Annotated in this window: 13 protein-coding genes and 1 pseudogene; all 14 read right to left on the reverse strand. The window is 37.7% G+C overall.

Annotation, left to right across the window (positions count from 1 at the left end):
* Positions 1–146: 146 nt before the first annotated feature.
* Entirely contained in the window at positions 147–392 is a 246-nt protein-coding gene (locus tag EST62_RS13835; protein ID WP_245153663.1) for a hypothetical protein, read from the reverse strand.
* Between the two features lie 65 nt (positions 393–457).
* A pseudogene (locus tag EST62_RS14025) lies at positions 458–619 on the reverse strand (adenylyltransferase/cytidyltransferase family protein); the annotation flags it as partial.
* A 1-nt stretch (position 620) separates the two neighbouring features.
* Positions 621–773 (reverse strand): hypothetical protein, encoded by a 153-nt coding sequence (locus tag EST62_RS13685; RefSeq protein ID WP_209019448.1) that lies wholly within the window; start codon positions 771–773, stop codon positions 621–623.
* Between the two features lie 109 nt (positions 774–882).
* The gene (locus EST62_RS12695) at positions 883–1428 is read right to left on the reverse strand and encodes a hypothetical protein (RefSeq protein WP_209019449.1); all 546 of its coding nucleotides are present in this window, start codon (positions 1426–1428) and stop codon (positions 883–885) included.
* Between the two features lie 125 nt (positions 1429–1553).
* Entirely contained in the window at positions 1554–2687 is a 1134-nt protein-coding gene (locus tag EST62_RS12700) for a glycosyltransferase family 4 protein (RefSeq protein ID WP_129052436.1), read from the reverse strand.
* 40 nt (positions 2688–2727) lie between these two features.
* Positions 2728–3714 carry a glycosyltransferase family 1 protein gene (locus EST62_RS12705; RefSeq protein WP_129052437.1) on the reverse strand — a complete coding sequence of 329 codons (987 nt, stop codon included), beginning with the start codon at positions 3712–3714 and terminating at the stop codon, positions 2728–2730.
* A 41-nt stretch (positions 3715–3755) separates the two neighbouring features.
* On the reverse strand, positions 3756–4997 hold the full coding sequence (locus tag EST62_RS12710; protein WP_129052438.1) for a hypothetical protein: 1242 nt from the start codon (positions 4995–4997) through the stop codon (positions 3756–3758).
* Complete coding sequence (locus EST62_RS12715; protein ID WP_129052439.1) at positions 4994–6178, reverse strand: glycosyltransferase family 4 protein; 1185 nt, start codon at positions 6176–6178, stop codon at positions 4994–4996. The genes EST62_RS12710 and EST62_RS12715 overlap by 4 nt, the downstream gene beginning before the upstream one ends.
* A gap of 115 nt (positions 6179–6293) precedes the next feature.
* On the reverse strand, positions 6294–7604 hold the full coding sequence (locus EST62_RS12720) for an undecaprenyl-phosphate glucose phosphotransferase (protein WP_167599359.1): 1311 nt from the start codon (positions 7602–7604) through the stop codon (positions 6294–6296).
* A 366-nt stretch (positions 7605–7970) separates the two neighbouring features.
* A complete protein-coding gene (locus EST62_RS12725) occupies positions 7971–9110 on the reverse strand; it encodes a hypothetical protein (RefSeq protein WP_129052441.1) in 1140 nt (379 codons plus the stop codon).
* Positions 9111–9291: 181 nt separating this feature from the next.
* Positions 9292–10116 carry a glycosyltransferase family 2 protein gene (locus EST62_RS12730; RefSeq protein ID WP_129052442.1) on the reverse strand — a complete coding sequence of 275 codons (825 nt, stop codon included), beginning with the start codon at positions 10114–10116 and terminating at the stop codon, positions 9292–9294.
* A gap of 39 nt (positions 10117–10155) precedes the next feature.
* The gene (locus tag EST62_RS12735) at positions 10156–11295 is read right to left on the reverse strand and encodes a glycosyltransferase (RefSeq protein WP_245153665.1); all 1140 of its coding nucleotides are present in this window, start codon (positions 11293–11295) and stop codon (positions 10156–10158) included.
* A 115-nt stretch (positions 11296–11410) separates the two neighbouring features.
* On the reverse strand, positions 11411–12361 hold the full coding sequence (locus tag EST62_RS12740; protein ID WP_129052444.1) for a polysaccharide deacetylase family protein: 951 nt from the start codon (positions 12359–12361) through the stop codon (positions 11411–11413).
* Between the two features lie 20 nt (positions 12362–12381).
* A complete protein-coding gene (locus EST62_RS12745) occupies positions 12382–13011 on the reverse strand; it encodes a methyltransferase (protein ID WP_129052445.1) in 630 nt (209 codons plus the stop codon).
* Positions 13012–13145: the final 134 nt, after the last annotated feature.

Genomic DNA, 13145 nt, shown 5'->3' on the forward strand with positions numbered 1-13145 from the left:
ATACATTATGACTTTTATGAATATATGTGCTCAATTATTACACTTTTATCTTTAACGAAGCAGAGCTTCGGGGAATATATCCCATAGAGATTTAACAAAGAATTTTAAAGACAGTGCGATCTAAAAAATCAGGATGTTATTTCTGCTCAGTGCCCTGCCCCTCCTGATTCCTTGATTTTGCTGATCAGCACTGTTGTGGATAAACTATCGAGAAATTCGATGATTTGAACCTCTCCGTCTGCGCGCTTCACGCACCCCGCTCTGGAAACCCTTTCTTCAATATAATCACCGCCGTTGACCAGAATATCGGGTAATGCACAGCAATAGAAGCGCTCCGGAGTATCTTCTGAAAAAGGCACCGCCCAGTCAACGCAGGAGAGCGCTGCAAGCATCCGCATTCGGTTCTGCAAGGCAAGGTATTGACCGGCCGTTTCGATCCCTTATTAAGCCGACGAACCGATTCGTCATCATTGACGGCGACAACCAATCGATCCCCCAAGGCCTTGGCTTTCTCCAGATAGTCCAGATGGCCGGGATGCAGCAGATCGAAACAGCCGTTGGTCATGACGATCCGCTCCCCCCGTGCCCAGCTTGGCGACAACACTGCCAGCAGCCACATTCTAAATTGGCACCGCTTCGTACATCGGCATTCCAGCCCCAAGGACCGCGCCGGTGGTCGCCACCACCGTATCACCGGCACCGGTGACGTCGAACACATTCTGAGCATGAGTCGGAAAATACAGCTGGTTCCGACCCTCGACAAACAAGCTCATCCCCTTTTCGCTTCGGGTAACCAGCAAGGAATCGAGATCGAGCGCCTCACGAAGACGGCATCCCTTGCATTCCAGCTCGGCTTCGTTTTCTCACCGGCCAGCCACGGACTCAAATTCCGAAAGATTCGGCGTAATCATCGTCGCCCCCCCGGTAACGCTCAAAATCCGTACCTTTCGGGTCGATAATAACTGGTTTGCCTGCCTGGCGAGCAGCGTTGATCAGCATATCGATGCGCCGCAGGATGACTTTGGCAAAATCGGACAGGATGACCGCATCGAGCACCATGAGCTGTTCGAGATATACCGAATGCAATATCTCGACGTTCCAAGCTGGAAAATGATCCTCAAAATCAACGCGAAGCAGTTGCTGATGACGGGAAAGAATCCGCAATTTCGTAATGGTTTTGCTCCCTGCTATCCGCTGAAAACAGCAGGAAACACCATGCTCTTCCAATTGCCGCCGCCGGACAGCTGGAGCGGCATCCAGCCCGACAAGACCGAGCAGCTTTACCTTACTGCCAGAAGTAACCGCATTTGCCAGAGAACGATAATTTTCAAGTTCAGGCACACTTGAATCCTTGGGAAACAATTGCATCAGCGGTAAAATAGCGATACGTTCCCGGCATCGAAAAAACCAATCCCCCGGTCTGCTCATAAAACGATAAGCACCATGAGGAGAGGAAGATCGATTGATTTACCTCATTTTCCGGTAAACATTCATACGGAACATAATGAGCGTACTCTCATGAAGAGTGTACTCAATGAGACTCAATAAATTCTTCACTTTTTTCTTATATCATTCATCTCCAGAACTTCAACTACACATGCCTTGAACTCCGCCCTAAACCTGTCTGGTGAAAAGCGCAACGCATTGCTACGGCACGCTTCGGCAGTAATGTTGCCACAAACCTTGTCAAAAAGTAGAACTGCATCTCTGATCGATTCTGGGCACTGATTTCCATAAAACACTCCTGTAGGAGATTCATCATCCAATCCCCTGACCGTTTCCAGTGCGCCTCCCTTGCCATAAGCAATAACCGGTGTGCCACAGGCCTGTGCTTCAACAGGTGTTATACCGAAATCCTCCTCGGCGGCAAATACAAATGCTTTTGCTCGCTGCATATAATCACGTAAAACCTCAAAGGGCTGCCATCCGAGAAGTTCTACATTCCTTCCAGCAACAGCACGACACTTTTCCATTTCCGGGCCTTCACCAATAACAACAAGATGCCTGTCTGGCATAGAAGCAAACGCTTCTACGATCATAGGCATTTTCTTGTATGGAACCATACGCGAAGCCGTCAGGTAGAAATTTTCTTTCTGTTCGTGCATTGAAAATGCAGAGACATCAACCGGCGGATAGATTACCGTTGATTCACGACCATATACTTTCCGTATCCGTCGTGAAATAAATTTCGAATTAGCGAGAAACGTATCAACGCCCTGAGCGGTTCGATAGTCCCACAACCTGATGTAATGCAATATTCCGCGAGCAATCCATGACTTTATGCCCTTTGTCAGCCCAGCCTCTGCAAGATACTGATGCTGCATATCCCAAGCATAACGAATCGGTGAATGTACATAGCTGATATGAACCTGATCGGGACCTGTCAGAACGCCTTTCGCAACGGCATGTGAACTTGATATAATCAAATCATACGATGAGAGATCAAACTGCTCGACAGCTAAGGGTAACAACGGAAGGTATTGTCGAAAATGCGTAGAGGCTTTGGGCAGTTGCTGAATAAATGAGGTTTGAATCGACCGCTTGCCTATTAATTCTCTGTCAGTCTTTGGTAGAAAATCGACGATTGAAAACAAATCTGCATCCGGATAACATGCAAGTATCTCTTCTAATACTTTTTCAGAACCAGCACGCGTAATCAACCATTCATGTATTATGGCTATTTTCATACTATAACCATCATGCTATCATATTATTGATTAATCTATTTTAATTGAGCATTCCTTGTATTGCGTTCTGAACAATTTTTGACGCACGATCCCATGTAAATAGAGATGCTCGTTCTAATCCCTTTTCCTCCATTTGTTTTCGTAAGCTGTTATCATTAACAACCCGCTTAATTCCTGAAGATATATCCTCAACTGACAATGGATTAACATAGAATGCAGCGTCTCCGCCCACCTCGGGTATTGAGGTAGTATTTGATGTAACGACCGGTGTTCCGCAAGCCATGCTTTCAATTACAGGTAATCCAAAACCTTCGTACAAAGAAGGGAATACCGTTGCAACTGCGCCACGGTACCACCCTGCCAACTCGTTTTCACTAACTCTTCCGGTAAACACAACAGAACTATCAAGTCTTAGCGATTTTATTATTTTTTTAACATTTCGATCAGCATCCCCAGTAAATACTAACTTCATTTGATTATATACTCCACTTAAGCTATAAGCTTCGAGTAGTCTCGCTTCATTTTTATGTCTTTTTCTGTTACTACAACAAAAAAGATAGCTATATCCAGGCACGGCAGGCTTAGTATAATTATTAAATGTGTCACTCACCCCATTGCAAGACACCATTATCTTTTCTGGAGAGCATCCAGACCAAGCAACAATTCGATTTTTCGCATACTCCGAAACAGTGACAATACGATAAGACCTATGTAAACCGGGAAGAATAACAGCACGATAATATGCCCTCTTTGATTTAGAACTATTATATGGTATCTCTAAATGATTAAGATCATGGATCGTAAATATATATGGAATATTAGCATAAAAAGGAGGAATATATCCAGGACTATAAAGCGCTTTAGCGCCAGAATGCTTTAGCCAACTAGCGAGCTGAAATGCCGAAAACATTCCCGCCGGATTGTTAGCGTCATCATAATTAAATCCGAATAATATTCTCTTATGAATTTCTTCTGCAAATCTTCCTATACCATGCTGCCCAATCCAACGGGCGTCAAATGCTATCATTTATCTATTATCTCTATTCTAACACATTACATAAATCATAATTACCTTGCCTTCAACAATAAACCACCAGACTCTTCATAATATTTTTTATACGGAAATAAAATACATCCAACTAACGCACTTAGCAATGGCTCTTCAAAAATATTTACAACGAGCCCATAAGAAAATACAATCATAATAACAGGCACAACAAAAAGATATTGGTGTTTATCTCCTTTCGAAAAAGCCCTTATAGTAAGATAAGCCATAAATAATACAGATACAAAAATTCCGAAATTAACAACCATGTAAACAAATACATTATCTGCTGCCCGATAATATTGAGGCTCATAATAACTTTGGGAAGCACCGATACCTCCCAAACCCCTCCCGAAATATATTGAACTAATTCTTCCTATTTCAAGCAAATGAAAAGAATCTGGCCACATCCAAACAAGACGATCCATAAAACTTGATAAAAAGAATTTCATTATTATACCTTGAAACCCTCCAGAATAACTGTGAAACAATGTTGTTACTGGCAGAATAACACATAATAAGCCAAAAAAGATAATTACTATCGATCGATAAATATACGCCACCGAGCAACTTTTAAACAGAAAATACATAATATAATAAACCGACAATACGCCCCATGCAACAAATGCGCCTTTTGTTGTGGTCAAAATAATACCTATTCCAGAGAAAAACCATACCGCTATATTGATAAGAAATGATTTATTTATATATATAATTAAAACAGCAAGACACAGCAATTGTGATGCTGCGCTGTAAGATGCTCGAGAAAAACCAGAATCACGGTTTATTCCCATCGCATCCCATTCAATATTTGCTGTTACAGCTTTACCGAGAACGTCAACCTGCAATCCTGACCACGGATAATGAATAAACAATCCCATTAACACACCAGCTACACACAGCCAATATAACCCCAAATACCAATAATAATATTTCTCATTATATATATATTGCGAAAAAACTAACCCATATATAAAAGGCAGAATAACCCATACTTCAAAAAATGACTGCCTTAGACCCAAATTAAAAACGCCTATAACAATAAAAATCATCAGGGATATCAACAAATACCAGACCCCTTTCTTTGCTCTTCCATACATGTATAAGTATATGAATAGAACAAAAGCAAGAAATGCCTTTGGAAGGTACACAATCATATTTGCATTTAAAGCCGCAAATATATATCTAATCGGCCCTTCAAAAACAAGAAACACTATAAATAAGTAAAAGAAACCAAATATGAGCTTCTCACTGCTTACTCTCATTTCACGCAAACTCTGTATAAATTTTCATAGGCATCTAACATTCCATCGATATCTAAATATTTTTCAACAGACTTTCTTGCATGACTCACCATGTATTGATAAATATCTCGGTCATTCGCAATACGACAAAGAGCACTTCCGAGTGTATCAGGAACGCTTGGGTCTACTATTAAACCATTTTCTTCATGAGTGACTATTTCAGCCTGCCCTCCTATACCGGATGTAATAACAGGCAAATGAGAAGCATTTGCCTCTATTGTCACCATACCAAATGGCTCTGCCCATAGGGACGGTACGATACAAACATCAATTTGCGAATAGAATTCTTCTGATGGAACATAACCGACAAACTTAATACTATCAGAATTAACTAATGTCTTCAAATAATCTTCATATTTTTTTTGTCCACTACCAGCTATCGTTAATGTACCCTGAAGATTATTTTTTTGATATTGTCTTATAAGCCACTCAAGACCTTTTGATTCAGATAGAGTTCCTATATATCCAAATCTTATAGGCAACAATTTATTTCTTTCGTTATTATTTGACTTTGGAATATTGCAAGCATTATAGATAACTGCTTTTTTTGATTGCTCAAAATATCCTTCGTCACAAATACGTTCAAGGACATAACTACTCACACCGACGACATAATCAACTGAACTTGATTTACTTGAATGACTCCTCCTTAACTGTTCGCATAGTACACACTGATCCTCACAAATCTTTCCATCATTGAACATAGTACTTCTCAAACATAAAAGATAATAGTCGTGCAATGTTTGAACAATGGGCAAAGTTAATTCTTTTATTTCATCCCAAGCAGCTATTGACCAGCCTGCAAGATTATGACAATTTACTAAATCTGGCTTTTCCAGTCTGATAATCTCTTTAATATAGCCACGCATTGATGAATTATAACGATCATTCCAATGCCATAAAAGCCTAACCATGGGATTCGGACGGCTCGCGCTATGCTGCCAATAAAGATTTTTTATCCCGGCACGCCATATTCTTACCCCATCTATTTCATCCTTCTGTAACCCTGGCTCTGCCCCAGTTGTTAAAACTGCAACTTCATGTCCTCGTCTCTGCATACCCTCAACAAGAGACTTTAACATAATCTCAGCTCCACCTCCTATATATGGAGCATAAAGTGAATTAATATATAGAATTTTCATCTTCTAAACAAGATCAACTCACACCTCATATTATTCATAAGAGTATTTTCTTCTTATCAAGAAGCCCCATCTTTTTAAATACGCTTTGCGAGAAGCATTTAAAAATAAAAGCAACTTAATCCTTTGCACTCATCTTAAAAAGAGTTGATAATATTATCTTTATATCTAGTAACAATGTCCAGTTATTAATATAATATAAATCATATTTTACACGCTTATTAAGGCATGTATCACCTCTTAATCCGTGAACCTGAGCCCATCCGGTAATTCCAGCCTTAACCATATGACGTTGCATATAACGAGGGACCTCTTTGCTTATTTTTTTTATAAATATATCTCGTTCCGGTCTCGGCCCAACAATTGACATATCTCCTTTGAGAACATTAAAAAACTGTGGCAACTCATCTAAACTGGTAGCCCTGATAAACTGACCAAATTTTGTTGTCGTTTTGCGAGAAGCATTACCCCATTCAACTTTTTTATTCTCAATATCAACAGGCATAGACCTAAATTTTAATATGCTGAACGATTTTCCATTCCAACCGATTCGATTTTGCCGATAAAATATGGGTCCTGGAGAACTTAGTTTTACCCCCAACGCGATAAGCAACATTATAGGCCATATAAGCAACATTATAAGAATTGAAACCATTAAATCTTCTATTCGCTTTAGCATCCTCGCCGAGAATGAACTCATTGGGGTATCATAGACGCTTATTATTGGAAGTCCTTTCAAATCATGCCACTTTGCGTGAAGCAGCTCGAAAGCAAATAAATCAGGCACATATTTCACAACTACTGTTGTCTGTGATAATTTATTCATAATCGATACAATCCTGCTTTCTGCACCGATTGGAAGACAAAGATATAATTCATCAAATATCGGTTCACAAGCATCTACGCATAAATCATCGAGATTACCATGCGCCTCATACATTTTATTCATCGTTATTTTACGATCAAGATCATCGTCATAAACCCCTACTACTTTATATCCAAGACTTGGATTTTCGTTAAAAAGTTCGATTAAGTATTTACCGACCTTTCCAATACCGGCAATTGCCACTTTTTTTGTATACATTCCAGTTCTAAACGCATAATGCATAAACATCCAGCTAAGAACTCTAAATACCGACAATAAAACAAGTGATGCAATAGACCACAATCCAATAACAAATCTTGAATATTCATATGATCGCTTTAAAATAAAGCCTACAACAATAAGAAATATTACGCTTACAATCCATGACTTAAGTGTTATTTGAAAACTTTCTTGAATGGATCGAGCACGCCAGTTTTCATATGCGCCAAAAAACTGACATGATAACATAAATATAAATCCTTCAACGAAACCGAGTAGTATATACCTATCGCTCCATGCTATACCATAAATATTAGTCACCGCATACAACACACAGATAGGCATAACCGCGTCCACGATACGCTTTACCAATATGAATTGCGAACGATATTGCCTTATCTCTAACATTGATTTATTGTTTTTATAATTACACCTTACTCAATACATGTTGACACATTCAACAGCGATTATTGCAATATCTTTTAAAAACGCTATCATATAAATCATAAAAAACTTTTTCCCTATTATAAATATCTACATCAAAGAAGCATCTTATTTATGACTTAGAGAGATAATACAGATTTCTTAATCTACACTCACCAGCCATAATAATGATGCAATAATTTTATCCCGCCGAAATAGAAGAAGAGCTTTTCTGAAAACACAACATCGTAAACATCACCAAAACATACTCCATACCACAGAATAATACTATCTCCACTTCATAGCTCTTCTGAATGACTCAATCTGCACTTTGTTTTTAGGGTCATTTTTAGCATTACGAAATGCTTCAACAAATAACGCCCACAAAACAATAATTATAAATGACAGTGCAGAACTGAATACTATATATATCAGTGGCTTTGAGGATGCCGTCTCTTCGGGTTGTTCTATAGAACTTATGGTTCTAATTACAGGAAGTTCATCAAGTTCATCAATTTTAGATTTCTCAATAACTTTTACAAGTTGTTCATAACGCGTTTCATTGTACTGATAATCTCTTATCAAACGAAGATATTCCAACTGTTTTAAAGAGACTTTAGTTATTATGCCTTTGCTTAAGTCAATTCTCGAAAATTCCGACCATAGATCATTTAGCTCACTCTCTAATCTTAGATAAGATGGATATTTAGCCATATCCTGAGATGCCATGGTAAACAATTCAAGCTCTTTCATAGCAATGCGAGCTTTGAGAGCTGCTGTTTTTTTGACCATTTCAACAACCATTGTTTCCGGAGGATTATAATCAGGAGAATGTTGCGTATCTATAAGTCGTTCTTCTGACTGCTCAAAAGTTTTTTTAATCCCGAGAAGGCTCTTTTCGAATATCAATCTCCGTTTTGAAGTCTCGGTAATAGCAAACTTTTCAACAAGACTACCAAGAATTTTTGGATATGCGTTAGTTAGCTTAACCGCACGAGATGAATCCGAGTCATTAATAGTTACGGTGATATAATCATTCTGAATAGAACTATTTACAGAGTTAAGAAGCTGGTTTAGCGCTTTTTTATCAGAAGCTATATTGTATAGCTTTCCAAGTTCAAGTCGCTTCATAAGGCTATCTCCCATAGATTTGCTGTTTATTAATGATAACACAGCCTCTTTTGGAATTGAACTTTCTGTTAAATATATCTGGATTGATGCTTTATAGTTTTTTAAGGATGTTCGAGTATTAATTCCTATAATTAAAGCTGTTATCATGGCCACTATTACGGGAACACCAATAATAGCTTTTTTATGTTTTGCAAGTATTACCGCAATATCGAGGAGGTTAATCTCATCATCATTTCTGTACGGCGCCTCAAAAATCGAATGATTTTTCAACTGCTTCTCATCAACATTATTAGACATCTCGTTATATTACACTATTATGTTTATGATACTACTTTCTTTAACCACGAACCAGAGTTTTGATATTTTAATCTCAACGCTTTTTTGCTTTTATACTATAAAAAATAAATTGGCGATATAATCACCAAAACAGCAATGAATTTGCACAACAATATTGTTAATTGACTTTATTATAAAATCCTCATGTTGCACACATTTTTCTTTTCATAACTTCATACAACGAATCCCCTAAAACCAACCTAAAAACTGTCTTTATTTTTGCACCTAATATCTTTCCTGCAATAACACACAGCTCTAATATGTTATTTTCTGAACGAAGATACTGTTGCTTTACGAGCCAATGTTCATATATCACTTTTTCGAGATTTTGAATAGAAGATGTTATTCCACCAACCATATAGTCGCTCACTATCATATTTATCTTAACAAATGGTATATGTTCAATGCAAATTAATCTGTGCCATAGATCGAAATCCATACTATAACGATACTTCGTATCGTATAATATAGACTGATGAATAATTGCAGGCACAAACACAGCTTGATGACATATTGGATTACTCAGAAAACGCTTTAATAATATCCTGCTATGATCTGTATTTATACATTTACCTCCAACAAGAGCGTTTCCATATACAACAGCACACGGATTTGATAAAAGACAGGGAATAACATTATTTACTACGTCATCAGAATGAAAAATATCCCCGCAGTTCATAAATATCAAGTACTCGCCTGACGTCATTTTTATACCCTTGTTAAAAGCATCGCTGATGCCTTGATCTTTTTCACTAACCCACACATCAATACTATTCTTATATTTCTTAATAACATCTACCGTGCCATCAGTAGAGCAACCATCAACCACAATATACTCTATATTTTTGTAGCTTTGTGATGCCACACTATTCAACGTCCTTTCAATATCCATAACGCCATTATATACTATCGTAATAACACTTATAAGCGGCTCCCCTATTTTTGATTTTTTTTCTACTGCTCTCAATCCGTTTTTCTTTTTTCTATTTTACTTTCTTGATTTATTTTAATGTTCGATTACCTTTCGGTATATACTTTGATACTGTTGAGATACAACTGCTTTATCAAATTTATTCAATGCTTTTATTCTGGCTTGCTGACCAAGAGCTGTCAGGCGACCTTTATCAGATAACACCCATCGAATACCTTCAGCAAAATCTTCTGCATCAAAAGCATTTGCCAGATAACCCGTAATACGATTATCTACAATATCCCGTAAGCCGCATACATTAAAAGCAATTACTGGAGTCCCGCAAACATGCGCCTCAGAAGCCATTTGGCTAAATGACTCAATCCTGGAAGGAATAATTATGGCATCTACTGCACTGTAGAGCAAACGAAGACTTATGTCATCATGTAAAAAACCTTCATATATAGCTGGAAAACCATATCCATCAGGCACAATTGGAGGATTTTGTCCAATAACAACAAGTTTAACATCTTGTTTATTACTCTCTTTAATATGAGCCAGTGCTAATTTCAACAAGTCTGCACCTTTATGATATTGTTGATTTTCTCCGTATGAGCCAAAAGCAACCAATAAACAATCACTCTGATATCCAAGAATTTTACGCGCAACATTTTTCTCTATTGGCTCCCATTTTCTTGCATCGATAGGATTTGGAATAACAGTGACAGGCCAATCAGACATAAGTGCGCTTTCTTGTACACACTCTGCCATCCATCGACTTGGCGTTACTATTTCTATTGGTTTATTCCAATGCTTTTTTTTCCTTTCCCAAGTCCACTTATTAAGATCAAAACCTGTAGAGTATGAAGATTTTTTTATAGCGCTATACCCATCCTTGTACCGATTATCATAGCTAACATGTTCTGCGCCACAAAAAGGCCACATATCGTGAAATGTCCAGACGATTGGCTTGTTTATTTTTGATATATCTTTGACAGACAACAGTTCTCTTCCTACCCAGTGCAAATGTATGACATCAGCATCAGAATTATTGAGTATCGCCGGAAGGCCTGATGGCAATATAGCTATTGAATGAATAATTGAATTTTCTACTGAACCACTCTTCGATAATAATTTTGCCGGTAACTCTCTGGATTTTTGAAGAATTTTATCTTTTATATTTCTTGTTAAACTGTCAACGGTATAGTCTCCTGATACAGAGTACATGACCTGCATTTTAGATTCGATTCCGCTATCAAGTAATGAGCAGTGAATTCGATATGCTGCCCTTCCTGCTCCACCGGTATCAGAATAACTTACATGAATAATCCGCATTATAAACTAAATACACTTACACATATAAACTCTTCAGGACATATTTTGCATTCTGCTTAAGTCCAGAAAGATAGCCTATTTTATAAGATTGTTTGTAGATATACCGAGGGAGTGAAGTAAGACGATCTTTATGTTCAGGAAATACATTTCCTCCGACTGTTGTTGTCGCTGTTTTAAAACCCATCTCTGTAGCCATATTATACTCGCGACTTGATGCTTCATCGCTACCGCCGAAAGGATAACAAAAATGTTCGACTCTTAGTGATATTTTATCCTGAATTTTTGTTTTGGAATTTTCTATCTCTTTCCATGCATCATGATATGTAAGAGCTTGCAAACAGGCATGGTTCACTGTATGCGCTCCTATAGTAATTTGCGGATTTTTGCTCAAAAATACAATCTCGTCCCACTTAAGACAATATTTTTCACAATATGAATTCCAATCTGGCTCAAAAGTTGGAAAATAATCACTAAAATACTTTTCTGGATTTGTATATGATTCAAGATACTTGCTTCGTAGTTTTATAAATCTTTCATTCATCAGCCCAATATCATAATCTTTATCATTTTTTTTTGCATCATAACATACCGCATCTTCAAGTGCATACCACCACAGCTTGGCTGTTTTATCGGGAAAAGATGTTGTTACATATACACATAATGGCACTTTATAGGCAGATATTACTTCAAGACCTTCTGTAAGATTATCACGATATCCATCGTCAGCGGTTAATACCAGTGTTTTTGAGAGTTTTTTTTTATTGACCAAACGTTCATACATTTCATCAAGGGATAAAAATACCCATCCTCGTCTTTTTACATTTGTAATAAAATCAGCAAGTTCATCTGGCGAAACATTCATATTTTGATTAGCAGGTAAGGCATCAGGCTTTATTGAGGATATCCTATGTAGCATAAGTATGCTACTATAATTACCTTTTAACGCATGGATCAGAGGATCAATCATAATATTACTTTTATTTCATGTCATTTTTTGATCTTAATTGCAATCATAATTTGATAATCTGGATCTATGTAAAACAACTCTTCATGTGAAAATTCTTCGCCAGCCATACCTTGAATAAATCCTGTAGCAACGAGAACGTTACCATAAGACTTTATCTCTGTTTTTCCTGCTCCAAAATGAGCATCAAACAATTTTTTTGCAGATAACGTTGTAAATCGCCAATAGTCGCCCCATCGATCAAAGTCGTATCTTGATATCTGACTAAGACCTGCAACAGTAATAAGTCCTGTGCCTCCTTTGCGAAGAAGCATATCCAAACCTTTAATAGCCGCGGGAACATCAAAAATAAAATTGAATACTTGAGTAGCAATTAAGCAGTCGTATTGACCTAACGTTTTCAGTGTTTCTTGATCTGTAAGATCCCCATCATAGCATTCCGATCCTTTAGCGTTACCTCTTAGAATTACAGACCTCTTTATATTGTGGCCATATTTTTTCGTGTACTGATTATCTCCAACTTCCAGCACATGACCAGTAATATCCGTTTTATGCATTTGCAGGAAATGATCCATATACATTCTGTCAACTGGGGTTCCACGATCAAAACCAAATTTACGTGAGACCGGCTCAAGAGTACGAAAACTACCCATTTTTACTGGCTTTGATGCACGGAGAATACGCTGTCGTATCAAATAAAGGATCCTCGAAGCAGAGCTTCGAGGTATTTAGAAGAGTTGGAGCTGCTGTGAATGCAACTTTTTATACTCAATTTCTCGACCTTGAC

Origin of the sequence: Chlorobaculum sp. 24CR (genome assembly GCF_004118635.1) — a bacterium.
Lineage (GTDB): Bacteria > Bacteroidota > Chlorobiia > Chlorobiales > Chlorobiaceae > Chlorobaculum.